This is a genomic window from Methylobacterium sp. WL6 (assembly GCF_008040095.1).
In the GTDB taxonomy this organism is placed as follows: Bacteria; Pseudomonadota; Alphaproteobacteria; order Rhizobiales; family Beijerinckiaceae; genus Methylobacterium.
Window position 1 is genome coordinate 1 of the sequence record NZ_VRVH01000555.1, and the last position, 1,394, is coordinate 1,394.

1 protein-coding gene is annotated in these 1,394 nt (G+C 66.8%); it reads right to left on the reverse strand.

All coding sequences use genetic code 11. The features are described 5' to 3' along the window. Positions 1-1,304: response regulator (locus tag FV230_RS28295; protein ID WP_246695046.1), on the reverse strand; the 1,304-nt coding region annotated here is incomplete at its 3' end. Positions 1,305-1,394: the final 90 nt, after the last annotated feature.

Consider the following 1,394-nt stretch of genomic DNA (forward strand, 5'->3'; position numbering starts at 1 on the left):
GCGTCGGTTTGGCGGTTATCGATTTTGCGCAGCTCGGTAGCAATGTCCTGCAGGCTGGTGTCGCCCTTGCGCAGCACCTGATCTGCCCCGGACAGACGGTCACGCTCGGCTGCGGTGACGTCGCGAGCGCTTAACACTACTACCGGCACCTCGGTACAGCCGGGCAAATCCCGGAGCCGGTCGAGGAACGAGAACCCGTCCATCACTGGCATGGTCAGGTCGAGCAGCACGAGGCGTGGCACGCCGTGCCGGACCTGGTCGAGCGCCTCGCAGCCGTTCCCAGCCTCGCGGACGCTCCAGCCGTTGCGCTCAAGCACCGTCCGGAGCCGGTGGCGCATATCGGCATCGTCGTCGACCACGAGCACGTCGCCGTCCGCTGCCCGGAACTGGTCAAGGATCGTCCGGAGGCGCGCCCAGTCCACCGGCTTCGGTACCGCCTCGATGGCTCCGAGCGAGGCGCTCAGCGCCGCGTCGGCAACGAAGCTGACCATGACCACGGGGATGCCTGCAGTCTCTGGGTCTGCCTTCAGGGCGGCTAGCACCGACCAGCCGTCCATCTCGGGCATCATCACGTCGAGTAGGATCGCACGTGGCTTGAGCGACTTGGCGAGGTCGAGCCCGGTGCGTCCGTCCCCCGCAGTGCGGACAGCGAAGCGTTGGCGTTCGAGGAACCGGGTCATCAGTTCGCGTTGGGACGCCTCGTCGTCGATGACCAGCACGAGGTCGCCTACCGTCATCTGGTTCTCGGGAACCGCCGGTGCCGCCGGTGCCGCCGCTACGGCCCGCTCTGGCGCCACGGCCGGGACGCGCAGGGTGAAGCTCGTTCCTTGACCCTCGACGCTGTCGACGGTGATGTCGCCACCGAGAAGCTGGGCGAAGGCGCGGCTTAGAGCCAGTCCGAGGCCGGTGCCGCCATAGTTGCGTGTGGTGCTCTCGTCGGCCTGAGTGAACCGCTCGAACAGGCGCCCAACCTGCTCCGGGCTCATACCGATGCCGGTATCCCGCACCGTGAACCGGAGCCAGTCGCCATCTACGTCGACCTCGCGGGCGGCACTCAACGTGATGGTGCCGCCCTCGGTGAACTTGGCCGCGTTCGAAAGCAGGTTGAACACGCACTGGCGCAGCTTGGTCGCGTCCGTGCGCGCCCGGCCTACGTCATCGGCCACGTCCAAGCCGAGGACGTTGCCCTTCTTGGCGACCAGCGCCTCCACCGTACCGGCGGCGTCCGTGACGAAGGCGGTGACGTCGATGTCCTCGGGATAGAGTTCCATCTTCTCGGCCTCGACCTTGGACAGGTCGAGCACGTCGTTGATCAGCCCGAGCAGGTGCTGGGCGTTCGACTTGATCTTGCCGAGATCCTTTAGGAGGCTGTCTTGGCCGAGTTCCTCCGCCTC